This is a genomic window from Pseudomonas sp. FW306-02-D09B (assembly GCF_058782685.1).
Genome location: NZ_JBYSXY010000002.1, coordinates 99,849 through 121,518, shown reverse-complemented (window position 1 = coordinate 121,518; position 21,670 = coordinate 99,849). Strand labels below are relative to the sequence as shown.

The 21,670-nt window shown below is 57.7% G+C and carries 22 protein-coding genes; 21 read left to right on the top strand and 1 reads right to left on the bottom strand.

What is annotated here, in order from left to right:
• Positions 1-161: 161 nt before the first annotated feature.
• From AC3WK5_RS04870 to trxC, 11 genes are all read left to right on the top strand, one after another.
• Positions 162-680 carry an Hcp family type VI secretion system effector gene (locus tag AC3WK5_RS04870; protein WP_054595279.1) on the top strand — a complete coding sequence of 173 codons (519 nt, stop codon included), beginning with the start codon at positions 162-164 and terminating at the stop codon, positions 678-680.
• Positions 681-1,033: 353 nt separating this feature from the next.
• Positions 1,034-1,552 (top strand): Hcp family type VI secretion system effector, encoded by a 519-nt coding sequence (locus AC3WK5_RS04865; protein ID WP_054595278.1) that lies wholly within the window; start codon positions 1,034-1,036, stop codon positions 1,550-1,552.
• Positions 1,553-1,685: 133 nt separating this feature from the next.
• A complete protein-coding gene (locus AC3WK5_RS04860) occupies positions 1,686-3,740 on the top strand; it encodes a type VI secretion system Vgr family protein (RefSeq protein ID WP_103317196.1) in 2,055 nt (684 codons plus the stop codon).
• Positions 3,737-4,615, top strand: a complete 879-nt coding sequence (locus AC3WK5_RS04855; protein WP_103317194.1) for a DUF4123 domain-containing protein — start codon at positions 3,737-3,739, stop codon at positions 4,613-4,615. The genes AC3WK5_RS04860 and AC3WK5_RS04855 overlap by 4 nt, the downstream gene beginning before the upstream one ends.
• Positions 4,615-8,079: a T6SS effector BTH_I2691 family protein gene (locus AC3WK5_RS04850; protein WP_103317192.1), complete on the top strand. Its 3,465-nt coding sequence runs from the start codon at positions 4,615-4,617 to the stop codon at positions 8,077-8,079. The genes AC3WK5_RS04855 and AC3WK5_RS04850 overlap by 1 nt, the downstream gene beginning before the upstream one ends.
• Positions 8,080-8,099: 20 nt before the next feature.
• Complete coding sequence (locus tag AC3WK5_RS04845; protein WP_103317189.1) at positions 8,100-8,846, top strand: hypothetical protein; 747 nt, start codon at positions 8,100-8,102, stop codon at positions 8,844-8,846.
• A gap of 128 nt (positions 8,847-8,974) precedes the next feature.
• On the top strand, positions 8,975-9,727 hold the full coding sequence (locus AC3WK5_RS04840; RefSeq protein ID WP_103317186.1) for an immunity protein TsiV2 protein: 753 nt from the start codon (positions 8,975-8,977) through the stop codon (positions 9,725-9,727).
• A gap of 271 nt (positions 9,728-9,998) precedes the next feature.
• Positions 9,999-10,763 carry a hypothetical protein gene (locus AC3WK5_RS04835; protein ID WP_103317183.1) on the top strand — a complete coding sequence of 255 codons (765 nt, stop codon included), beginning with the start codon at positions 9,999-10,001 and terminating at the stop codon, positions 10,761-10,763.
• A 236-nt stretch (positions 10,764-10,999) separates the two neighbouring features.
• The gene (locus tag AC3WK5_RS04830) at positions 11,000-11,326 is read left to right on the top strand and encodes a DUF6124 family protein (RefSeq protein ID WP_103317181.1); all 327 of its coding nucleotides are present in this window, start codon (positions 11,000-11,002) and stop codon (positions 11,324-11,326) included.
• Positions 11,327-11,361: 35 nt separating this feature from the next.
• Positions 11,362-11,634: a hypothetical protein gene (locus AC3WK5_RS04825; RefSeq protein WP_103317178.1), complete on the top strand. Its 273-nt coding sequence runs from the start codon at positions 11,362-11,364 to the stop codon at positions 11,632-11,634.
• A 111-nt stretch (positions 11,635-11,745) separates the two neighbouring features.
• Complete coding sequence (gene trxC, locus AC3WK5_RS04820) at positions 11,746-12,180, top strand: thioredoxin TrxC (RefSeq protein ID WP_103317175.1); 435 nt, start codon at positions 11,746-11,748, stop codon at positions 12,178-12,180.
• Positions 12,181-12,370: 190 nt separating this feature from the next.
• Here the strand turns inward: trxC and AC3WK5_RS04815 are convergent, their stop codons facing one another.
• Positions 12,371-13,141, bottom strand: coding sequence for a ParA family protein (locus AC3WK5_RS04815; protein ID WP_054595270.1), 771 nt, complete (start codon positions 13,139-13,141; stop codon positions 12,371-12,373).
• Positions 13,142-13,500: 359 nt separating this feature from the next.
• On the opposite strand from AC3WK5_RS04815, the gene AC3WK5_RS04810 reads away from it, so the two are divergent.
• The 10 genes from AC3WK5_RS04810 to AC3WK5_RS04765 all read left to right on the top strand — a co-directional run bounded on the left by AC3WK5_RS04810 (position 13,501) and on the right by AC3WK5_RS04765 (position 21,529).
• Positions 13,501-14,220: a beta-ketoacyl synthase chain length factor gene (locus AC3WK5_RS04810; RefSeq protein WP_103317173.1), complete on the top strand. Its 720-nt coding sequence runs from the start codon at positions 13,501-13,503 to the stop codon at positions 14,218-14,220.
• The gene (locus AC3WK5_RS04805; RefSeq protein ID WP_103317170.1) at positions 14,196-15,005 is read left to right on the top strand and encodes a lysophospholipid acyltransferase family protein; all 810 of its coding nucleotides are present in this window, start codon (positions 14,196-14,198) and stop codon (positions 15,003-15,005) included. The genes AC3WK5_RS04810 and AC3WK5_RS04805 overlap by 25 nt, the downstream gene beginning before the upstream one ends.
• Positions 14,986-15,246 (top strand): phosphopantetheine-binding protein, encoded by a 261-nt coding sequence (locus AC3WK5_RS04800; RefSeq protein ID WP_103317168.1) that lies wholly within the window; start codon positions 14,986-14,988, stop codon positions 15,244-15,246. The genes AC3WK5_RS04805 and AC3WK5_RS04800 overlap by 20 nt, the downstream gene beginning before the upstream one ends.
• Positions 15,247-15,255: 9 nt before the next feature.
• On the top strand, positions 15,256-15,510 hold the full coding sequence (locus tag AC3WK5_RS04795) for an acyl carrier protein (RefSeq protein ID WP_054595266.1): 255 nt from the start codon (positions 15,256-15,258) through the stop codon (positions 15,508-15,510).
• Positions 15,507-16,052 carry a COG4648 family protein gene (locus tag AC3WK5_RS04790; RefSeq protein WP_054595265.1) on the top strand — a complete coding sequence of 182 codons (546 nt, stop codon included), beginning with the start codon at positions 15,507-15,509 and terminating at the stop codon, positions 16,050-16,052. The genes AC3WK5_RS04795 and AC3WK5_RS04790 overlap by 4 nt, the downstream gene beginning before the upstream one ends.
• Positions 16,049-17,728, top strand: a complete 1,680-nt coding sequence (locus AC3WK5_RS04785; RefSeq protein ID WP_103317165.1) for an acyl-CoA synthetase family protein — start codon at positions 16,049-16,051, stop codon at positions 17,726-17,728. The genes AC3WK5_RS04790 and AC3WK5_RS04785 overlap by 4 nt, the downstream gene beginning before the upstream one ends.
• 179 nt (positions 17,729-17,907) lie before the next feature.
• Complete coding sequence (locus AC3WK5_RS04780) at positions 17,908-18,642, top strand: glycosyltransferase family 2 protein (protein WP_054595263.1); 735 nt, start codon at positions 17,908-17,910, stop codon at positions 18,640-18,642.
• Positions 18,639-19,586 carry a lysophospholipid acyltransferase family protein gene (locus AC3WK5_RS04775; protein WP_103317162.1) on the top strand — a complete coding sequence of 316 codons (948 nt, stop codon included), beginning with the start codon at positions 18,639-18,641 and terminating at the stop codon, positions 19,584-19,586. The genes AC3WK5_RS04780 and AC3WK5_RS04775 overlap by 4 nt, the downstream gene beginning before the upstream one ends.
• Complete coding sequence (locus AC3WK5_RS04770) at positions 19,567-21,111, top strand: HAL/PAL/TAL family ammonia-lyase (protein WP_103317160.1); 1,545 nt, start codon at positions 19,567-19,569, stop codon at positions 21,109-21,111. The genes AC3WK5_RS04775 and AC3WK5_RS04770 overlap by 20 nt, the downstream gene beginning before the upstream one ends.
• Positions 21,104-21,529 (top strand): acyl-CoA thioesterase, encoded by a 426-nt coding sequence (locus AC3WK5_RS04765; RefSeq protein WP_103317158.1) that lies wholly within the window; start codon positions 21,104-21,106, stop codon positions 21,527-21,529. Before AC3WK5_RS04770 ends, AC3WK5_RS04765 begins: the two co-directional genes overlap by 8 nt.
• The last annotated feature ends 141 nt before the right edge of the window (positions 21,530-21,670 follow it).

The following is a 21,670-nucleotide window of genomic DNA, read 5'->3' as shown; positions in this document are numbered from 1 at the left end:
ACTTTTCTTGAAAATTTATCGATATCAGCTTTAGACAAACTATAGCTTATTGATTTTTATAGATTAAATTTAAGTGGCATGAAGCTTGATCACTATCAGGTGTGCATCGGGCGATTTTCCTCTCCCGGATACCTTCGATTGATCAGGCAAGGAAAGCATTCATGCCAACACCCGCATATCTGTCCCTATCAGGCGCCACGCAAGGATTCATCACTGAGGGCAACCTCACTCGAGACTCGGTAGGGAATGTCTATCAGGACGCCCATCAAGATCAGATTCTGGTTCAAGCATTCAGTCACCAGGTCATCATCCCTCGCGACCCGCAGTCCGGACAGCCAACCGGTCAACGCGTTCACAAACCCCTGATGATCACCAAAATCTTCGACAGGTCCTCGCCACTGCTTTTCGCGGCCCTGACCAGCGGCGAGCAAATGACCGAATGCCACATCGAGTGGTACCGAACCTCAACTCTCGGTACTCAGGAGCTCTACTTCACCACTACCCTCGAAGACGCCATCATCGTAGAGATCCAGTCGCACATGCCCAATTGCCAGGACCCTGGCAACGCGCACTTCACTCACCTGGAAGATGTGTACTTCAGCTACCGCAAAATCACATGGGAGCATGTCATCTCCAATACATCCGGTTCTGATGACTGGCGTGTTCCAATCGCAGGCTAAGGCTGCACCACCGATTCGTTGCAGCGGCCAGCGTTGCTAATGGCATCCAAAAACCCAAGTGCGCAAGAAGTTGCGCACTCACCTTCTGAAAAACACCACTCCATCCTGCTCCAGGCCACGCCGCACAAGGCCTGTAGCCAAGTGCGCAAGAAGTTGCGCAGCACTGTGCAACTTCTTGCGCACATTAGCGACTTTTCCTACAGAAAAACCGGACAAGCCCGACACTTATAACGCATATATCATTGATTTATATACGAAATGTACTACATGGCACGAAGCTTGATCTGTAAGGAGTACCCACCGGGCGATCTCGCCTCCCGGGCACCCTCATTTATTCAGCAAGGAGAGCATCCATGGCTACACCAGCGTATATGTCCATCACTGGCACCAAACAAGGCCTTATCACTGCCGGTGCATTCACCGCTGATTCGGTTGGCAACACCTACCAGGAAGGTCACGAAGACCAGGTCATGGTTCAGGGTTTCAACCACGAAGTGATCATCCCGCGTGACCCGCAGTCCGGCCAACCCACCGGCCAGCGCGTGCACAAGCCAGTAAAAATCACCAAGGTTTTCGACAAGTCCTCGCCACTGCTGCTGGCTGCGCTGACTTCCGGCGAGCGCCTGACCGAAATCACCATCCAGTGGTACCGCACTTCGGCTGCCGGCACCCAGGAACACTACTTCACCACCAAACTTGAAGACGCGATCATCGTCGACATCAAAGACTACATGCACAACTGCCAAGACCCGGCGAACTCGCACTTCACTCACCTGGAAGACGTAGAGTTCACCTACCGCAAAATCACCTGGACCCACGAAGTATCCGGTACTTCGGGTTCCGATGACTGGCGTTCCCCGGTCGCTGGCTAAGTCTGGCCGACCGTTACAAAACATCGGCCAGCGCTGCTGGTCGATGTTGTTTGTGCCACCCAAGAATTCTTGCCTTCGTTGATCGCCCACTCAGGGCTTGATGGATGCTGCTGCACTGCACGAGGAACATCGGATGTTCGCGCCGGCCAACCAGACTCACTTCGCCCTGACCGTAGAAGGTCTGGCGAACGATCTCCAGGTACTTGCCCTCACTGGTCGAGAAGCCATCAGTCAGCCATTTCAGTTCGACGTCGAACTGGTCAGCGAAAACCCGTCCCTGGACCTCGAAAGCCTGCTGCACAAACCGGCGTTTTTGCAGCTCTCGCAAAACGGCACGGGCATTCATGGGCAGATCTATCGCGTGGCCCAAGGCGATACCGGTAAACGCCTGACCCGCTACTCGGTGACCCTGCGCCCGCAACTGTCTTACCTTACACACCGCATCAACCAACGCATCTTCCAGAACCTCAGCGTGCCGAAAATCATCGGACAGGTCCTCGAAGAGCACGGCATCCAAAGCAACGCCTACGAATTCAAAGTCGGGGCGATTTATCCCGAGCGCGTGTACTGCGTTCAGTACGATGAATCGGACCTGCATTTCATCCAGCGCCTGTGCGAGGAAGAAGGTATCCACTACCACTTCCAGCACAGCACCACCGCCCACAAGCTGGTGTTCGGCGATGACCAGACGGAGTTCCCGAAACTCGCGCCCGTGGCCTACCAGCAAGACTCCGGCATGCTCGCCAACGACCCGGTGATCAAGCGCTTCGACCTGCGCCTGGAAACCCGCACCAGCCGCACCACGCGCCGCGACTACGACTTCGAAAAGCCGCGCATCACCCTCGAAAGCGAGTCCCGTGGCGACGCCAAACCGGACCTCGAAGACTACGACTATCCAGGCCGCTTTATCGACCGCGAACGTGGCAAGCACCTGGCCAAGCGAAACCTTGAACGGCACCGCAGCGACTACCAACTGGCCGAAGGCAAAAGCGATCAGCCGCTGCTGGTCAGCGGGCATTTCCTCGCCCTGAGTCAGCACCCCAAAGCCAAATGGAACGATCTCTGGCTGCTCACTGAAATCCTTCACGAAGGCAAGCAGCCACAGGTGCTCGAAGAGTCGGTGACCAGCGACACCACCGACTTCAAGGACGACTTCCACCAGGGCTACCGCAACCGCTTTCAGGCCACGCCGTGGGACGTGCCCAACCGTCCGCCGCTGATGCACCCGAAACCGCGCATCCTTGGCAGCCAGAGCGCGGTGGTCACCGGCCCCAAAGGTGAAGAAATCCACTGCGACCAATACGGTCGGGTGAAAGTGCAATTTCACTGGGACCGCATCGGTACGGCCGACGACAAGACCAGCTGCTGGCTGCGCGTCTCGTCCGCCTGGGCCGGCGCCCACTACGGCGGCATCGCCATCCCGCGGATCGGCATGGAAGTGCTGGTCACCTTCCTTGAAGGCGACCCCGACCAGCCGCTGATCAGCGGCTGCCTGTACCACAAGGAAAACGTCGTCCCCTACGACCTGCCAGCGAACAAAACCCGCAGTACTTTCAAGAGCCTCAGCTCACCCGGTGGCGGTGGCTACAACGAGCTGCGCATCGAAGACAAGAAAGGCCAGGAACAAATCTTCCTGCACGCCCAGCGCGACTGGGATGAAAACATCGAGCACGACCAGAAAATCCGCGTCGGCAACGAACGCCACGACACCGTCGAGGCCAACAGCTATAGCGAATTCAAGGCCGAAGAACACCACACTGTCCACAAAGACCGCAAAGTCGAAACCCGCGCCAACGACCACCTGACCGTCGGCGTGAACCAGCACATCAAAATCGGCACTGGCCAATTCATCGAAGCCGGCCAGGAAATCCACCTCAGCAGCGGCCTGAAAGTGGTGCTCGAAGCCGGCAGCGAACTGACCCTCAAGGGCGGCGGCAGCTTCATCAAAATCGACGCCGGCGGCGTGACCCTCAGCGGGCCGGCAATCAACATGAACAGCGGCGGCTGTCCGGGCAGTGGGACGGGAGCTGCGCCGATATTGCCGGGGCCGTTGAAGCAGGCGGATGCGGACAAGGCTGGGCAGTTGCTAGTGCCGGCGCAACGGCAGGCGCTGATGCGCGGTACCCCACGCTGTGAGATCTGTGAGCAAGCGGCCAAGGAGCCAGCGGCGAAGGAGAACGCTACGTGAACAATGTTTCCCAGGCCAATTTCTTGCTGATTGATGGTGTATTACGGCCCGACGCGATTACCCATCTCTACCAGCGCAGTGAACCGTTGGAGATTGAGCCGCTGTACATCGGAACGCGATGGCAAGAGCTGCATGACCTGGGTCCGATATTGGTATCGCTTCGAGGCTCATCCCACTTGATCAGCGAGACGCTCCAAAACGCTATTCAACCGGCAGACGCCAGCCTTTTGTACAGTCTCGCGCCGATGAATATCGTAGCGGGCCATTTGCGGCGCTTCATTGCTCCGCCGGATGTACTTGGCAGCAACGCTCTGCTGCGTTTTGCCGACCCATTGGTGGCACGTTATTGGTTAGGTAGCTATCAAGGTGCGCACTTGGATGCAATGCTTGGCCCGATAGAGGCCTGGCACGTGCCCGAAAACCAGCACTCCTGGGAGCTTGCGGGGTCATCCGAATGGCGAAGCATTTTTCGTGCAGCATCTCCCCCTGAGTGGGTTGATACCTACGCTCAATTGGGAGAAGTACAGCTGAGTGCGCTGGACCAGGCTGCCCGTTGGCGCTTCATGGAGCGGCTAAACCAGAGTTTGGAGCGGCGCCATCCTCAGCTCCTGGCACAACTGGATACCAGTACCCGGACTCAGTGGTTCAATAAGCGGTTGGATGAAGCCGATGCCTGGGGGCTGTCGAGCGAACGCAGCCTCGCGATCTGGGTCGAATACACTTTGCGTTGGGGCGAAGGATTTACGCTACACCCCAACACCCCCTACCAGCACTGGTTGGCCCGTACACCCAAGGCGCTGAAGCTTTCACCCGAGTTGCGTATCCAGCAGATGGATGACGATTGCCTGGACGTCGAAATGATCAAGGAAGTGTGATGACTCAGCCCGCAACAGAAGCCCAACTGAAACAGGCTAGACGTAACCAAGAGTTTACCAACACCCCCATGGGGAAAGGCCAATGTCCACTGATGCAGGGGGAAGTGGCTATATTTCCGGTGCGTTATGCTTTGGACGAGTCCCCGATAAAAAAGGGCAGCAGCCAAGGGCCACATCCACTGCCAAAAAACTGGTCAAGCAAACCGCCAGAGCTGAAAACACGCAGTTATACCCTGCGCCAATTGCGCGACGGTTGGCTCTATGTGTGGAACAGTATCGACAAGACCTTTCATGAGTACCAGATAAAAGCCGAACAGTTCACTCGTCACAAATGGACCGACAGCCAGCTGAACAAGGACGCGCGCAACAACCCGGGCGAGACGCACCCGTACCTGCTCTATCCGCGACGTAGCCAATTGCGTATCGCTTACTCGCCTGTGCAATGGACCTGGCGCATGTGCGAGTTGATGCGCAACAGTGCCACCGAACAAACCCAATGGATGCGTAAGATTGATCTGCCAGCGTTTTGCGGCAGCGGGAAAGTCGCCCACGGTGACGCGATCACAGAGCTTGGTAAAAGTGTCGCGGATATTCTGGTTTCGGGCAAAAAAGCCTCGACCTTCACCAGCACCCTTTTGCCGACCAAAGCAACAGACACTGGCGCTCCGTTCAAGCCGGCCTTTGAAGAAGCCCTGGTACGCGGCAAAGTTCCAGCACAGGATACTGCCCTCTTCGTCGCTTTGGATGATCCACTGGCGATGGTCGATGACCTGAACATGAACCTGATCGGTCGGCTCATGGAACAAAGTCAATTCGAAGCCCTGCATCAACACAAACTGCAAAGTGCGTTTGCCGTGCAGAATTTGTGTGGGTTCGATGCCGATCCTTTTATTCCGCCCTCGATCAAAGACCCGATTCAGCGGCAAGCCTATACCGATGACCTGTACACACTTCTGAAAACCAATGATGAAGTCGAACGGGGCAAAGACCTGGTGCCTGCCGATCAAGCTGGAATGGTGGAGATGGGAGCCACATCGACAGTCGCTGCCGCCGAAACCCCATTCAAGGCTAAATGGGGGCAACTGCCCGATCAAAACAAATGGAAAAAAGCCCTTGAAGAATGGAACGCCAAACGCTTTTGGCGCGAGGACGTGCGCTTTGACGAAGTACAGAAGTACCTGAGCCAGACCACCACCGAGGCACAACGGCTCCACGACCATTGTCAACGCAGCGAGCGTGATCTGATCACCTGGCTCGACCAACTCAGCCCCAGCGCTGAGGCGGTCTACCACGATACCTGCAATGAAGACCAAGCCAGTCTGCTTCTGGAGACCGCCCACGCTATTTACACGGCACTGGGCAATGGGGAGAACGGGCAAAAGTGGTTGTGCAAACAGGCCAGGCAACCGAGCACACTGTTCAGCTTGGCGCTGTTCAACTTCAACCCGGAAGTCGCCACTTTGATAAAGAAGGTGACGCACAACTTCAGCGCTACCGGCAAGCTTGATGACCAGGGCAGTGAAGGCGACGGCAGCTCACCCGCGTTGGCTCCGACCTCCGCGGGCGATGCCACGAACATTGGCACCCGCACCGGTGAAATCAAAGCGGTCTTCGACCTGGAGGTCGTCAAGAACAGTAAGTTATACAAGGCCATGAGCAGTGCCGCCAAGCAAGCCATGACCACGCTGATCAAGGTCGCCAACAACCAGGCCAGGGACGCCTGGCATGGGCTGAGCACTCTGCTGTTACCGGCGATGAAACAACAAGCGGCGCTGACCCTCGCCGCGCCCCAGGTGTTGATTTCCACCGAAATTTCCAGCACCACCCAACTGACCTTCAACCCGACCTACCAGCGCGACTACCAGGCCTGGCTGCTGGAGGTCGTAACCGTGAAGAATAAAATAAGGGGCGAAAAAGGAGTATTGCGCCGTCCCGGTGCGGCTTACGATCAACGCTCAGCGCGCCTCTCTCTGCAATCCCATGAAGAGCAATTGAAAAACCTGCTCTTGAAACGCCCCAATCAGATCGTCGCCAAAGCGTCTGGCAGCACTCGTCTGCGTGTCGGCATACCGCAAATCAACAGTTGGCTCGCCGACCTGGGACAAACCGAGGTGATGGCGCAACTGAAAGTTGCAGGCACCCAGGAGTATCTGACACGCACCAAAGCCTGGATGGGCCAGAACCTGGGCAATGCCCTGCCCGCCCTGGTGGTCGGTTTGAACCTGTGGAATGTCTATAGCAGTGCCAAACAAGCGCAAAACGACGGTAAGTTTTCTGCCGATGAATGGCGCACTGTGGGTGCTAACGCCGCCTACGCTGCCAATGCTATTGCGGCGCTGTGGGTCGGGCCGGCGTGGAGTCGTGCGGGAGAGATGACAGCTAACCTGGGTACTGAAACCCGGAAGGTGGCTCAGGCTGGGTACTCAGAATGGTTACACGAGGCTAAAACCACGACCGGTGGGAGCGCCCAAGCAACAGCTGCTAACGAGATGGCGACAGTATCGAAAGGCTTGATTTGGCGCACAGTGACGTGGGCGGCATTGGGAGTCATGGCGACCGGGCTTGAGGCTTGGCAGCTGTCCAATGACATCGATGGCGCCACCAGTGGCGAAGAGAAAATGCTTCTTGGGATGAAACTTGGTGTCGTAACCGGCATGTTTGCGGTCGCAGCCGTACAAACTATTGGCGCAGGCCTCGGCTATTGGTTTGGCTTTGCCTGGGTGATGTCCACTCCGGTGACGATCATGGTGGCGGTCCTCGGGATTGCCTATTTGATGATCACCATGGCCGCCAACCGCTACAAACGCGAGGGAATGCGTCTGTGGCTGTACCGTTGCAGTTGGGGACGCGGGGCAACACCTGAATGGCTAGGTGATGAGGGCCATCCAAAACAGATGCAGGCCCTGCTGGAGAGCCTGCAACGACCAAGCGTCGTGGGCAGAGCCTTGTATTACGGCGGCGGCAGTACCCCGAGAAAATGCTTGGGCTTCTGGGTGCAGGTCCAAGTGCCTAACGGGTTGGCGGGCAAAGAAGTGACCTTGCAACCGGCGATGATCGAAAAGAATTATTTTTCTAAAGATGAACTGCAAACCACAAAAAGCAGCTTTTACGGCCAGTTCCTCAACGGAAACTGGGTAGACCCAAAGCTGCTCGGACAGTTGCCCAACGGCGCCGGCAGTAAAACCAGCCCGGCTGACTTCAGTTACACCAGCACCGAACAGCACCGTCTTTGGCAAGTGTGGATCGACACCTCGACAGACAGTCCGATCCTTGAGTTGGAGGTCAAGTATCCGGCCGGAGTGCTTCAGCGCACTGACGGACGCGGCTATATGTTTCGATTGGCGCTTGAGTGGGCTGCGAGTGAAGCTGACCGAGCCAACAATGCCTTTAGCGGTGAGCTAAAGGACGACATCGTACTGGCCCAAAAAAGCACCCAGCTGTTGAAGCTGGCCGTCCCGAACTGAATGGATCAATGAGCCCTACAATGTTCAATTTTGACAAAGCACTTGATCTGCCGCCGCAACTCCAATGGAAGTATGCCGACGAACCAGAACTGTTGGGATGGACGATTCGGGCGCGCAATTACAACACCTTCGTGGCCAATTGCATGTTTGCATTTATGTCAATTGTAATAATGGGGGGGACGTATGCCGTATATTCAGTTGCGCCTCCTGGTGAGAGTTACCTTTCTCGCATATCGGCTAGTGTGGTTTTTTATCTGTCAATGTCATTTACGATTTCGTGCATGACCCACCAGCGAATGAATTTCGCCTATCGCTTTACTCAATCCGGAGTGGAGTGCTGCGAGTGGAAAGATTTCCCTAAATGGGCATTGACGTTTTTGAAGTGGCTTGCCGGGATTACGGCGATTATTTTCGTCTTCCTGGCAACCATTGATCCAGCATTCCTGATTGGTGCACTGATAGGTCCGGGAGGGATAGGCTTGATGTATCTCTCGATGGCGAACTCGAGGAGCTACCAAAAAATGCAGACCCAATACCATCATCTGACATACGAATGGAAGGATTTCACACAGCTGGCCATTGCAACCAATAGAGACGTTGTGGACTTAAAGTACACCATGTATGACAACGGAATTGTAACTTGGAGTCAGAATATTTTTTGCAAGCGCAAGCAAAAAGAAAACGTAGCCAAACTGATCAAACCTTATTTATCTCCGGGTGTACCGTTTATCAAAGCCAAAGTTAATGTACCACTTAGCACTGACTAACGTTGGGTCTGCGCGGTGCATACAACCACTTTTATTACCGACAACCGCCTCGCGCAAATAATCCCCTTTTCTGCTTTTCTGACCTTGAAGCAGGCCGTCCCTAACTGAATGAATCAATGAGCCCTACGATGTTCAATTTTGACAAAGCACTTGAGCTGCCGCCGCAACTCCAATGGAAGTATGCCGACGAACCAGAACTGTTGGGATGGACGATTCGGGCACGCAATTACAATACGCTTGTAGCTAATTGCATGTTTGCATTTATGTCCTTAGTGTTATTTGGCCTTTCTATGTTTTTGTATTCCGCATACCACGACCTGAATCAACCTTGGCGGACCTTGTCGTGCGTATTTTTTTATGTACTCATGTCATTTACGATTTCGGGCATGACCCACCAGCGAATGAATTTCGCCTATCGCTTTACTCAGTCCGGAGTGGAGTATTGCAAGTGGAAAGATTTCCCCAAATGGGCATTGACGTTTCTAAAATGGTTTGCCGGTATAACGGCGATTATTTTTATCTTCCTGGCGACCATTGATCCGGCATTCCTGATCGGCGCGCTGATAGGCCCGGGAGGGATGGGCTTGATGTATCTCTCGATGGCGAACTCAAAAAGCTACCAGGAAATGCAAACTGAATACCATCACTATGCATTCAAGTGGGCAGAACTCACACAGCTCGCCATTGCTACCAATAGAGAAGTAGTCGATTTAAAATACAGCATCACCCTAGAGGGGAAAGACTATATAACCAACTGGAGCCTTAATGTTTTTTGCAAGCGCAAGCAAAAAGAAAACGTAGCCAAACTCATCAAACCTTATTTATCTCCGGGCATACCGTTTATCAAAGCCAAAGTTAATGTACCACTTAGCACTGACTAACGGTTGGTATGTGTGGTGCATACAACCACTTTTGCTACCGCCAACCGCCTCGCGCAAATCACCCCAAGAAAGGGGCGCCACGGATTTATTCTCGGGACACCCAACTAAAATAAATCCAATTAAAATAAATCCGCCCCCCTTTTTCCGCGAAAAACAACCATAGATGCTTCTGGCGCCTCTATTTTTATTAAAAACTTAAGCGACTTAAACCCCATAGGTGCTACATTATGGAGTTAAAAAACTTTTTCCGACCCACCACATTGGTCACCAGATGGACATTAAACACGTTCTACTCATCATTTTAATCATTTTTTCAACATCAGCGCCTGCCCAAAATATCGGGTTTGGATTCATTAAAAATGATCCGGACAGGAAGACCTATTTATATACCACTCAGGAAATTGCAATCGGCGAAGCCATTTCAGTCCAGTTCCCTAAAACCAACGGAACCGCTGCTTGCTGCAAGTTAACAAAGTCAAATGGAGAAAAACGGCAACCGGGCGATGTAACCGACCTGCTCAACGAGTCCAACATGCACGTCTACGGGCTCGACATTCAATATAAAGAACCTTTTATCGGCATAGCTGTAGCTGGCAAAAACGCAAATGAAAATGGCGCCACAGCGGTTGAGGTTAAGGGTCAACGTACAATAATCAGCACCTGTTTAAGCCAAGAAGGCATCCATCTTTTCTCAAGAAAAAATGGAATATTGAACGGTCACTTATACTTAAATCTTGGATACGGCATAGAGCCAAATTCTAATTCTTGCGAAACGGAAAAGCACCGCTCCGTACCGACCGACGTATCCAGCCACATCGAAAGTAGAGATAACTGTGACTCTCTACGCGGCGACATCCCTGAGCCGGACCCCGCCGACCCAGGCAACCTCAACCGTGTCATCAGCGATATCAATAAATACTGCAAGGACACAGACCAAAAACTGAAGCAGTTGAAAGAGCAATATTCCGGCAACGAAAGCATTATGAAATTGCTCTCTACTTATGAAGAGAACATTGAAGCTGACATGAGTTTTTAGATTCACTCATCAGGGACAAGAAAGGGCCACGGATTTATTTTCGGGACACCCCCCAAAAAGAAACCGTCCTAGGACATTTCCCGCACGCTGTAGCGCCTTGGATGAACTTGTCCCAAATCGACCACGCAGATAGTCTTCACAAGTCGCCACATAATCAGCGACCAGTTTTGACAGACTGAACAGTATCAAGGCATGCAAATGCCGCTATGCGGCTCCATAGCTCAGGGAGCTTCACCATGAAAAAGATCACCCTCAAACCACTCAGCCTCACCGCCACCGATTCCCTCGACACTCCAAACCCGACCCAACGTCCGAGCCCCATCTTCACCGTCACCCCCAACATCGACACTGAAACCCTGCTAATCCACGCCAGCGAAACCCTGGCCTCGCTGAACGCGATGACCACCGACCTGGCCTTTGAGCTCGAAGGCACGCACCGTAATGTAGCGCTGGGTATTCAGCAGATGATCGTGTTGGGCGAGCTGCTGGTGAACAGAGCACTGGAGAACCTCGACCTGCCCGATTCGGTGGACAGCCTGCTCAATCCGTCCGCCGTCCATTGACGGGCCGTGTTGTTTTATCGAATGGAGTGTTCCCCATGTCTCGATACATGCCCATCACCGGCCTGGACTGCAACGTCCCTTCCCTGCTGATCGATACCGAAGCCCCGCTCGACGTGTTGCACGAAACAGCGGCCTTCCGCATCCGCAGCGCCACCCAACTGCTGGAAACCTTCGCCCTGCGCGACGACATCCAGGGTGATGCCAGTGTCCTGCACGAAGTTGCACAGGCGCTGGTCATTTCGCTGCGCGACGGCTGCGACATGCTGGACGTCATCGGGCGACGCTTGCGGGCACAGGTTTCGGCGTAATGAATATGGGCGACCTTGGGGTCGCCCATTTTTTGCTCTTACCTGCACACCTTGATAATCCACGGCCTCGGCTCCAGATTGGTTGCATTGCCCACTTTCCGGAGCCCTTTCATGTCTGAACCCCTGTTGATCCCCTGCCCCCACTGCAACGGCCTCAACCGCATCCCCGCCGAGCGCCTGGGCGATCACCCCAAGTGCGGGCGCTGCAAAGCCGACGTTCTGCTGAACAACCCCTTTGAGCTGACGCAAGGCGATTACGCCAGTCAGATCAAGGGTGATCTGCCGTTGCTGGTGGATGTGTGGGCGGATTGGTGTGGGCCGTGCAAGTCGTTTGCGCCGGTGTTCGAGCAGGCGGCGGGGCAGTTGGCGGGCAAGTGTCGGTTGGCCAAGCTGGACAGTGAGGCGAATCAGCAGTTGTCGGCGCAGTTGGGGATTCGTTCGATTCCGAGTTTGATTCTGTTCAAGAACGGCCGGGAAGTGGCGCGTCAGAGCGGGGCGTTTCCGCTGCCGCAGTTGATGAGCTGGTTGCGTAGTCAGGGAGTTTGATGACCTGAAGTAGAAGGCTCAGCTCAGAACTTTGTGGCGAGGGGGCTTGCCCCCGCTCGGCTGCGAAGCAGTCGTAACGTCGACGATTGAGACTTAATAGACAAACCGCAATGTCAGATTTTAGGGCCGCTTCGCGGCCCAGCGGGAGCAAGCTCCCTCGCCACAGGGGACCGCGTTCAGTGGGCGGCTGTCAGGTGTTTTCCAGCAGGTTGTGCAGTTCGACGAACTGTTGGGTCAGTTTGTGCCGGGGGTCGAGGTGGATCAGTGGCATGTTGGCCTGGTGGGATTCGCGCATGCGCACCGAGCTGCCCAGGTACACCGGTAGCACCGGCAGGCCTTCGGCGATCAGTTCGTCGAGCATCTGCTGCGGCAGGCTCGCGCGGGCCTGGAACTGGTTGACCACGATGCCTTCGACTTGCAGCTCTTCGTTGTGGTCTTCCTTCAACTCTTCGATTTCCGCCAGCAGGCCGTACAGCGCCTGACGGGAGAAGCTGTCGCAGTCGAAGGGAATCAGCACGCGATCGGCGGCGATCAACGCAGACACCGCGTAGAAGTTCAACGCTGGCGGGGTGTCGAGGTAGATCCGGTCGTAGTCTTCGGCCAGTTCGTCGAGCAGTTTGCGCAGCTTGTTGATCTTGTGTTTGGCCTCAAGCTTGGGCTGCAGGTCAGCCAACTCGGCCGTGGCAGTGACCACGTGCAAGTTGTCGAACGGGGTTTCGTAGATATCGACCTGGTTTTTCTTCGAAAACGGCCCGGACGACAGGGTCTGCTTGAAGAAGTCGGCGATGCCCATCGGGATGTCGTTGCCGGTCAAACCCGTCAGGTACTGAGTGGAGTTGGCCTGGGCATCGAGATCCACCAGCAGCGTGCGATAGCCTTCGCTGGCGCTGACCGCCGCCAGATTGCAGGCAATACTGGATTTGCCCACGCCACCTTTCTGATTGAACACCACACGCCGCATGTCAAAACCTCCGTGTATCAAAGAATGACCGAGTGTAGTTGCCGACACCGCAGCTTCGCTACCTCGTTGGCAGTCAGACTGCACGGTCAGCTGCAATCTCGGCAAAAAAACGACCGACTTCGCCCTTTGAGTGATGAATCAACTGACAGACACGTCTGTAAAAAACCGAATAATGGCAAAACGACAGCTTTTTCGCGGATAAACGGCATGGCACACCGAACAAAATGGGGCCAGTATTTGCTGAAAGCCCGCCGCACCGGGATAATGCGCGCCACTCGGCGGTAGCGTCATGCCGGGTCAGTCGCCGGTCAATCGACTCACCGCGTCAAGGAAGCCCGCAGGGGCGGGATGAATTTTCAGTGATCAAATTCAATATCGCCCAATGGCGCGCTTGGGCCCCTGGGCTCGAAAGCGTGGACGATTGGCAAGCCTGGAGCCGACAACCGGTCGTGCTCGAGAACAGCGATGCCGCCCCCGACGTATCGTTTTTGCCGGCCATGCAGCGTCGGCGACTCAGCCGTCTGGCGCGGATGGCCTTTAGTGTCGGCTGGCCGTTGGCCGAGGGTCACGAACAGCTACCGTTGGTCTTCATTTCTCGTCACGGCGAAACTCCGCGCACCTTCGAGATTCTCAACGACCTGGCCGCCGATCAGCCGCTGTCGCCGACTCAGTTCAGTCTGTCGGTGCACAACGCCGTCATCGGCCTGTGGTCGATCATGCGCGGCGAAACCAGCGAGATGACCGCCCTCGCGGCGGCCGGCGATGGCCTTGAACACGGCATGCTAGAGGCCGCCGCGTTGCTTGAGGAAGGCGCGCCGGCGGTATTGCTGGTGATCACCGAAGAGCAACCGCCGCAAGCCTACTCGACCTGGATCGACGATGTGCCGTTCCCGTATGCGGTCGGCCTGTTGATCACGCCCGGAAATCAGTGGCAGCTGTCTCTGAACAGCACCACGGATACGTTGTCCAAACCCCATTGGCCCCATGCGCTGAATCTGTTGAGTACCCTGCTCGGCCAGCAGACCACCTGCCAACATGCCTGGAAAAATCGTGTATGGACCTGGCAACGCAACCAGTAACCGATAAAAACCGCGACGCCTATTACTGGCGCCTGCTGGCCACTGCCGCAAGCTTCACCCTCTTCGGGTTGGGCGGGCTGTGCCTGCGGCTGGTGATTCTCCCGGTGCTCGGCTGCCTGCCGGGCGATGCCCAGGCCCATCGACAACGAACGCGGCATATTGTCAGCCGGATATTCCGCTCCTTTGTCCGGTTCATGGCCCGCACAGGCGTGCTGACCTACGACATCCAGGGTGCGGAAAAACTCGGGCGTCCGGGACAGATGATCATTGCCAATCATCCCTCGTTGATCGATGTCGTGTTCCTGATCGGCCTGGTGCCCCATGCCAACTGCGTGGTCAAGAAAACCCTCTGGGAAAATCCTTTCACTCGCGGCCCGCTACGCCGCACCGGGTACATCAGCAACGACGGCAGCATGGACATGCTCGACGCTGCTGCCGACGCGCTGAAAAGCGACCAGACCCTGATCATCTTTCCCGAAGGCACCCGCACCCAACCCGGCCAACCGCCGGCCTTTCATCGGGGCGCGGCAGCAATTGCGCTGCGCGGTGCGAGAATCGTCACCCCGGTGGTCATCAAGGTCAGCCCCACGACCCTGACCAAGGCCGAGCCTTGGTATCGGATCCCCAAACGTCGCGTGCACTTCAGTTTCCGTGTCGGGGCCGATATAGACCCACAGGCCTTCGCAGCGCTGGGCCCTGCCCCTCAGGCCTCGCGCAAGCTCAACGATTATTTTCACCATTACTTTATTAAGGAGCTCGCCGAAGATGAGCGATCTGAAGCTTGAGATAAAACTGTTGATCATTGACGCCCTTGGCCTCGAAGACATCGGCGTGCAGGACATCGGCGACGAGCAGACGCTGTTCGGCGAAGGCCTGGGCCTGGACTCGGTCGACGCGTTGGAGCTCGGCCTGGCGATCCAGAAAAAGTACGGCATCAAAATCGACGCCGAAGCCAATGACACCCGTGGTCACTTCACCAACGTGGCGAGCCTTGCGGCGTTCGTCACTGCAAAACAGGCAGCTTGAGACCGGACCATGCAAACTCGTGACGACATCTTCAACACCCTGCGTGATGCCCTGGTCGAACTCTTTGAGCTGGAACCCGAACGCGTGACCCTGGACGCCAACCTGTATCAGGACCTGGAAATCGACAGCATTGATGCCGTCGACCTGATCGATCACATCAAACGCCAGACCGGCAAGAAAATCGCCGCCGAAGAGTTCAAGTCGGTGCGTACTGTCGGTGACGTGGTCGAGGCGGTCTACCGTCTGGTTCAACCGGCCGCATGAGCCGACTGATCGGCCTCGGCCTGCTGCTGGCGGGCCTGCTGTACCCCTTTGCGGTGTATTTCGGCATGGAACATTTTGCCCCGTGGCAGTTCGGTCTGTTGCTGGGCGGATTGTGGCTGGCCCGTGCGCTGCTGGGCGAGCGACGCCCCGGCAGCGTCTGGATGGCGGTGGTTGCCATTGCTTTTTGCCTGCTGCTGGCGCTGTTCGACAGCCCTGTGTTGCTGCGCTGGTACCCGGTGCTGATGAGCGGTTTCATGCTGGCGTTGTTTGGCCTGAGCCTGAAGTTCGGGCAACCGATGATCGAGCGGCTGGCGCGTTTGCGCGAACCGCATCTGCCGGACAAGGCCATTGTTTATACCCGCCAGGTGACGATCGCCTGGAGTGTGTTTTTCCTCTGTAACGGTTTGCTCGCGGCCGCCCTGACTCTCTGGGCGCCGTTGAGTTGGTGGATGTTGTACACCGGCCTGATCTCCTACGGGTTAATGGGTTTGCTGTTTGCCATTGAATGGCTCATACGACAACGGGTACGAGGCCACCCATGAATTGGATAAAACTTGAGCAACTGTTGCTCAAGGCACTACCTGCGCGCGCCGTCACGACGAATCCCGCGCTCAATCACGCCGACCTGTGCGAGCAGGCCCTGCGCCTCGCCGCTGGCCTGCAAGCACAGGGTGTGACGCGTATTGCCGTGCACCTGGAAGATGCCGCGCAACTGGCGATTGCCCTGCTCGGCGCCTGGCGTGCAGGGGTCAGCGTGCTGCTGCCTGCCGACCTGCAACCCCAGACCCGTCTGCGCTGGTCGACGGTGGTCGACCTGTGGCTGACCGATCTGGCGGACGACGCACAGCTGACTGACTTCCAGCAGGCGCCGCTGGCTGCCGCCGAACTGGATCTCGATCACTGTCACCTGAGCCTGTGCACGTCCGGCTCCAGCGGCGAACCCAAGCGCATCGAGAAAACCCTGCGGCAACTGGCCAATGAAGTTCAGGCGCTGGAGCACTTGTGGGGCGCGGACCTGGGCAACGCCTGCATCATCGGCAGCGTCGGCACCCAGCACATCTATGGATTGCTGTTTCGGGTGCTGTGGCCGCTGTGCGCCGGGCGTCCGTTCGTACGCCGGCAATTGGCGTTCCCGGAAGACCTGCAGCGCACCAGTCGCGAACATCCAGTCTTCGCCTGGGTTGCCAGCCCGGCGCTGCTCAAGCGCATGGGCGACAACCTCGATTGGCCGGCCTTGAGCGCAGTCCGCCGAGTGTTTTCTTCCGGTGGCGCGTTGCCGGCCGAGGCGGCGCAACGCTTGCACGCACGCCTGCAACAATGGCCGACGGAGATTCTCGGCAGCTCGGAAACCGGTGGCATTGCCTGGCGTCAGGGCGACGATCTCTGGCAACCCTTTGCCGATGTCGTGCTGAGTCAGGACAGTGACGGGGCCCTGCTCATCGCCTCGCCGTACTTGCCGGTCGACCACGTTGAACATACCGCCGACGCCGCGCACATCGCCGCCGACGGTCGTTTCGAACTGCTTGGACGGCTGGACCGGATCGTCAAGCTGGAAGAAAAACGTATCTCGTTGCCGATGCTGGAACAGGCGCTGATGGCTCACGACTGGGTCGCCGAAGCACGCCTCGGCGTGGTTCAGGAGAACCGGGCCTCGCTGGGTGCCTTGCTGGTGCTGAGCGAACAGGGTCTGCACGCGTTGCGCAATCAAGGTCGGCGTACCCTGACCCAGGAACTGCGTCAGCACTTGAATCAACATTGCGAAACCCTGGCCCTGCCACGCCGCTGGCGCTTGCTGCGTCAACTGCCGCTGAACGCCCAGGGCAAACTGCCGCAAGCCGAGGTTGAAGCCCTGCTGCTGGCGCCCCGTCCAAAGGCGCCGCATGTATTGGAACAGGTCGAAGCCGACGGCGAGTGGAGCCTGCAACTGGCGGTGCCGCCGGACCTCGCCTACTTCAGCGGCCACTTCCCGCAAACCCCCGTATTACCGGGCGTGGTGCAAGTCGAATGGGCGCTGAACCTGGGTCGGCAACTGATGGAGCTGCCGATAAAGTTTGCCGGCATGGAAGTGCTGAAATTCCAGCAGTTGGTGCGCCCCGGCGACGAAATCCAGCTGCATCTGCGCTTCGACCCATTGCGCAGCAAATTGTATTTCGCCTATCGCAATGAGACGGCTACCTGCTCCAGTGGACGAATTTTGCTGGAGGCCGCAGATGTCTAAAGCTATGCCTCTGTGGCGAGGGAGCTTGCTCCCGCGGGTCGGTCCGCGCTCGGGCGAAGCAGCCCCAAAACCCTCCAATGCGGCCTGCCAGGTTTCGTCCGCAGGATTGATTGCGAGCGCTTCGCACTCGAACGGGAGCAAGCTCCCTCGCCACAATGAATCCGAGCAAGGGACAACACATGCATAACCCCTGCGCCGTGATCCCGGTCTACAACCACGAAGCCGCCGTCACCAACGTGGTCGACGCGCTGCTCGCCAACCATCTGCCGTGCATTCTGGTGGATGACGCCAGCAGTCCGGCCTGTGCCGCGGTACTGGAGCAACTGGCCCGGCGCGACCAGGTTTTCCTGATCAAGCTCGCCGTCAATCAGGGCAAGGGCGGCGCGGTCATGAGCGGGTTTCGCGAAGCTTCGCGCCTGGGCTTCAGTCATGCCTTGCAGGTGGACGCCGATGGTCAGCACGACTTGAGTGACGTTCGGACCTTCATCGAGCAGTCACGCGCCCATCCCGACGCACTGATCTGCGGCTACCCGCTGTACGACGCCAGTGTGCCGAAGGGCCGTTTGTACGCCCGCTACCTGACGCACGTGATGGTCTGGATCAACACCCTTTCGTTGCAGATTCGCGACTCCATGTGCGGTTTTCGCCTCTACCCGTTGCCGCCGACGCTGGCGCTGATCAATTCGGTGAAAATTGGCAATCGCATGGACTTCGACACTGACATCATTGTGCGCCTGGCTTGGCGCAATCTGCCGATGCGCTGGCTGCACACCAAGGTTCACTACCCCCTGGATGGCGTCTCGCATTTTCGTCTGTTTCGCGACAATGTGCTGATTACGAGCATGCACACCCGCCTGTTCTTCGGCATGCTGTTACGGGCGCCGGTCATTCTTTGGCGACGGTGGCGAACATGAGCATCAATGCAGACAACGAGCACTGGGCCGATCACAAGGAACGCGGCAGTTTCTGGCTGATGAAATTCACCGCACTCTGCGCAAAAGTGCTCGGGCGTCGGCTGTTGAGCCCGCTGCTGTACGGCATCGTCTTGTACTTTTTCCTGTTCGGTCGCAGCGCCCGCCACAGCGCCTGGCAATACCAGCAGCACCTGGCCGACTGGAGCGGCCGCAGCGAATTGCGCCCGTCTCATTGGCGGGTGTTTGGCCAGTTCATGGCCTTCGCCGACTCCATGCTCGACAAGCTCGACGTGTGGAACGGCAAGTTGAGCATCGAACAGATCGAAATCATCGACCCGGCGCTGTTGCGCAATCAATTGCGCGGCACACGCGGGCAGATGCTGGTGGGCGCTCACCTCGGCAATCTCGAAGTCTGCCGGGCCCTCGCCGAACTCGGTGAAAGGGTCACCATGAACGTGCTGGTGCACACCAAGCACGCCGAGCGTTTCAATCGCCTGCTGGGCGAAGCCGGTGCGACCAATCTGCGGCTGATCCAGGTCAGCGAACTGGACCCGGTGATCATGCTGCAACTGAGCCAGCGCCTGGAACGCGGCGAGTGGCTGGCGATTGCCGGCGACCGCGTACCACTGCACGGCGGACGCAGCGTGACGGTGGACTTCCTCGGTCATCCGGCCGCGTTCCCCCAAGGTCCGTGGCTGCTGGCCGGCCTGTTGAAGTGCCCGGTCAATTTTCTGATGTGCCTGAAGAAACCAACCGGTGACTATCGACTGATCATCGAGCCCTTCACCGATGCGGTGGTGTGGAAGCGCAGCGACCGCGAGCAAGTGATTCACCACTGGGCCACGCGCTATGCCGAACGCCTCGGCCAGTGCTGCCTTGAAGCGCCCCAACAATGGTTCAACTTTTACCCATTCTGGAAGACCGATGACGACGCATCTGCTTGAGCCGGTAACCTTCGGCGAACTCCCTTTGCGCATCGAAGACGTGCTGGCCCTGGCCAACCGTCAGGCGCCCGTGCAACTGCAAAACGACAGCGAATACCGTGAACGCATCGCCAAGGGCGCGCGGTTTCTCGATTCGTTGCTGGACAAGGAAGGCGTGATCTACGGCGTGACCACCGGTTACGGCGATTCCTGCGTGGTCGCGGTGCCGCTGCATCATGTCGAAGCGCTGCCGCGTCATCTGTACACCTTTCACGGTTGCGGCCTGGGTAAACTGCTCGACGCCCAGGCGACCCGCGCGGTGCTTGCGGCGCGTTTGCAGTCGCTGTGCCACGGCGTGTCCGGGGTTCGCATCGAGCTGCTGGAGCGCCTGCACGCCTTCCTCGAACACGACATTCTGCCGCTGATCCCGGAAGAGGGTTCGGTGGGCGCCAGCGGCGATTTGACACCGCTGTCGTACGTCGCAGCGACCTTGTCCGGCGAGCGCGAAGTGCTGTTCAAGGGCGAGCGCCGGCAGGCCGCCGACGTCCATCGCGAACTCGGCTGGGAGCCGCTGGTACTGCGGCCCAAGGAAGCGCTGGCACTGATGAACGGCACGGCGGTAATGACCGGCCTCGCCTGCCTGGCCTTCGCCCGTGCCGACTACCTGCTGCAACTGGCCACGCGCATCACCGCGCTGAACGTGGTCGCCCTGCAAGGCAACCCGGAGCACTTCGACGAGCGCCTGTTCGCCACCAAACCGCACCCGGGCCAGATGCAAGTGGCCGCGTGGTTACGCAAGGATCTGGCAATCGACGCCCCGACTGCACCGCTGCATCGCCTGCAAGACCGCTATTCGCTGCGCTGCGCGCCGCATGTGCTCGGCGTGTTGGCCGACAGCCTGAACTGGCTGCGTTCGTTCATCGAGATCGAACTCAACAGCGCCAACGACAACCCGATCATCGACGCCGAAGCCGAACGCGTGCTGCACGGCGGGCACTTCTACGGCGGGCACATTGCCTTCGCCATGGACAGCCTGAAAAACCTCGTGGCCAACGTTGCCGACCTGCTCGACCGTCAGCTGGCGCTGCTGGTGGACGAACGCTACAACCACGGATTGCCGAGCAACCTGTCGGGCGCCAGCGCCGAGCGCGCGATGCTCAACCACGGCTTTAAAGCGGTGCAGATCGGCACCAGCGCCTGGACCGCCGAAGCGTTGAAAAACACCATGCCGGCCAGCGTGTTCTCACGCTCCACCGAATGCCACAACCAGGACAAAGTGAGCATGGGCACCATCGCTGCCCGTGATGCGATCCGCGTGCTGGAGCTGACCGAACAGGTTGCCGCTGCGACGCTGTTGGCGGCCAATCAAGGGGTCTGGTTGCGCAGCCAGGCAGAAGACGCCCGGCCATTACCGCCGGCGCTGGCGGCGATGCACGCAGAGCTCGCCAAGGATTTTGCGCCGGTCATTGAAGACCGCGCACTGGAAGGTGAATTGCGCCTGTGCCTGCAACGCATCGCCGAACAACACTGGAGGCTGCATGCGTAGCAAGGGAGTGCTTCACGCCGATACGCAAATCCTCGTGCCGTTCTTCGACGTCGATTCGATGAACGTGGTCTGGCACGGCCATTACGTGAAGTACCTGGAAGTCGCCCGCTGCGCCCTGCTCGACCAGCTCGGCCACAACTACACCGCCATGCTGGAATCCGGCTACGCGTGGCCGGTGATCGACCTGCAACTGCGTTATGTGCGCGGCGCGGTGTTCGGCCAAACGCTTAACGTGCGCGCCAGTCTGGTGGAATGGGAAAACCGTCTGAAGATCAGCTACCTGATCAGCGACCTCGCCACCGGTGAACGCCTGACCCGCGCCAGCTCGGTGCAAGTCGCCGTGCACGTCGCCAGCCGCGAGATGCAACTGGCGTCGCCGAAGGTGTTTACCGATGCGGTCGAGAGGATGTTGCCATGACCTTTAGCACCAATCGACTTGATGACTGCCCTGTGGCGAGGGAGCTTGCTCCCGCTCGGGCGCGCAGCACCCGTAAATCTGACGACTCGATCCCCCCGACGGAATGCCGTCGTCTGGGTTGGGGAGCGCTGCGCACTCCAG

What these genes read in the sequence shown, in the direction of transcription:
- AC3WK5_RS04870 (WP_054595279.1), top strand. Translation starts at nt 162, where the DNA reads ATGCCAACACCCGCATATCTGTCCCTATCAGGCGCCACGCAAGGATTC.
- AC3WK5_RS04865 (WP_054595278.1), top strand. Translation starts at nt 1,034, where the DNA reads ATGGCTACACCAGCGTATATGTCCATCACTGGCACCAAACAAGGCCTT.
- AC3WK5_RS04860 (WP_103317196.1), top strand. Translation starts at nt 1,686, where the DNA reads ATGTTCGCGCCGGCCAACCAGACTCACTTCGCCCTGACCGTAGAAGGT.
- AC3WK5_RS04850 (WP_103317192.1), top strand. Translation starts at nt 4,615, where the DNA reads ATGACTCAGCCCGCAACAGAAGCCCAACTGAAACAGGCTAGACGTAAC.
- AC3WK5_RS04845 (WP_103317189.1), top strand. Translation starts at nt 8,100, where the DNA reads ATGTTCAATTTTGACAAAGCACTTGATCTGCCGCCGCAACTCCAATGG.
- AC3WK5_RS04840 (WP_103317186.1), top strand. Translation starts at nt 8,975, where the DNA reads ATGTTCAATTTTGACAAAGCACTTGAGCTGCCGCCGCAACTCCAATGG.
- AC3WK5_RS04835 (WP_103317183.1), top strand. Translation starts at nt 9,999, where the DNA reads ATGGACATTAAACACGTTCTACTCATCATTTTAATCATTTTTTCAACA.
- AC3WK5_RS04830 (WP_103317181.1), top strand. Translation starts at nt 11,000, where the DNA reads ATGAAAAAGATCACCCTCAAACCACTCAGCCTCACCGCCACCGATTCC.
- AC3WK5_RS04825 (WP_103317178.1), top strand. Translation starts at nt 11,362, where the DNA reads ATGTCTCGATACATGCCCATCACCGGCCTGGACTGCAACGTCCCTTCC.
- trxC (WP_103317175.1), top strand. Translation starts at nt 11,746, where the DNA reads ATGTCTGAACCCCTGTTGATCCCCTGCCCCCACTGCAACGGCCTCAAC.
- AC3WK5_RS04815 (WP_054595270.1), bottom strand. Translation starts at nt 13,141, where the DNA reads ATGCGGCGTGTGGTGTTCAATCAGAAAGGTGGCGTGGGCAAATCCAGT.
- AC3WK5_RS04805 (WP_103317170.1), top strand. Translation starts at nt 14,196, where the DNA reads ATGGACCTGGCAACGCAACCAGTAACCGATAAAAACCGCGACGCCTAT.
- AC3WK5_RS04800 (WP_103317168.1), top strand. Translation starts at nt 14,986, where the DNA reads ATGAGCGATCTGAAGCTTGAGATAAAACTGTTGATCATTGACGCCCTT.
- AC3WK5_RS04795 (WP_054595266.1), top strand. Translation starts at nt 15,256, where the DNA reads ATGCAAACTCGTGACGACATCTTCAACACCCTGCGTGATGCCCTGGTC.
- AC3WK5_RS04790 (WP_054595265.1), top strand. Translation starts at nt 15,507, where the DNA reads ATGAGCCGACTGATCGGCCTCGGCCTGCTGCTGGCGGGCCTGCTGTAC.
- AC3WK5_RS04785 (WP_103317165.1), top strand. Translation starts at nt 16,049, where the DNA reads ATGAATTGGATAAAACTTGAGCAACTGTTGCTCAAGGCACTACCTGCG.
- AC3WK5_RS04780 (WP_054595263.1), top strand. Translation starts at nt 17,908, where the DNA reads ATGCATAACCCCTGCGCCGTGATCCCGGTCTACAACCACGAAGCCGCC.
- AC3WK5_RS04775 (WP_103317162.1), top strand. Translation starts at nt 18,639, where the DNA reads ATGAGCATCAATGCAGACAACGAGCACTGGGCCGATCACAAGGAACGC.
- AC3WK5_RS04770 (WP_103317160.1), top strand. Translation starts at nt 19,567, where the DNA reads ATGACGACGCATCTGCTTGAGCCGGTAACCTTCGGCGAACTCCCTTTG.
- AC3WK5_RS04765 (WP_103317158.1), top strand. Translation starts at nt 21,104, where the DNA reads ATGCGTAGCAAGGGAGTGCTTCACGCCGATACGCAAATCCTCGTGCCG.